The sequence below is a fragment of the Winslowiella iniecta genome (assembly GCF_001267535.1).
GTDB lineage: Bacteria > Pseudomonadota > Gammaproteobacteria > Enterobacterales > Enterobacteriaceae > Erwinia > Erwinia iniecta.
The window spans coordinates 1-569 of the sequence record NZ_JRXE01000070.1 but is presented as its reverse complement, the minus strand read 5'-3'; the positions used below and the strand labels follow the sequence as shown (position 1 = coordinate 569).

The following is a 569-nucleotide window of genomic DNA, read 5'->3' as shown; positions in this document are numbered from 1 at the left end:
TCCGACAGCGACTCTGATTCTGACAGTGACTCCGACTCCGACTCCGAAAGCGATTCAGACTCCGAAAGTGATTCTGATTCCGACAGCGATTCAGACTCCGACAGTGATTCAGACTCCGACAGTGATTCTGACTCTGACAGCGATTCAGAATCTGACAGCGAATCTGATTCCGACAGCGACTCTGACTCCGACAGTGATTCCGATTCTGACAGTGATTCAGATACTGATGCTCCGGATGCTCCTACCGATCTCAGTGTGTCTGAAGATGGCACCACGCTAAGCGGGAAAGGCGAAGCAGGGGCCACTGTTATTGTCAGGGATGACGAAGGGAATATCATCGGTACTGGCACGGTCGATGAAGACGGTAACTTTACGGTCGACCTGGATCCGGCGCAGACCAACGGCGAAACGCTGGACGTCACGCAAACCGACGCTGCGGGGAATATTTCTCCTGTTGCTGAAGTAACTGCCGGTGACACCACCGCGCCGCTGGCACCGACCGACCTGGATGTCTCGGAAGACGGCACCACGCTGAGCGGCAGGGGCGAGCCGGGCACCACCGTCACCGT

Annotated in this window: 1 protein-coding gene; it reads left to right on the top strand. The window is 56.4% G+C overall.

What is annotated here, in order from left to right:
• Positions 1-569: Ig-like domain-containing protein (locus tag NG42_RS22840; RefSeq protein ID WP_052903098.1), on the top strand; the 569-nt coding region annotated here is incomplete at both ends.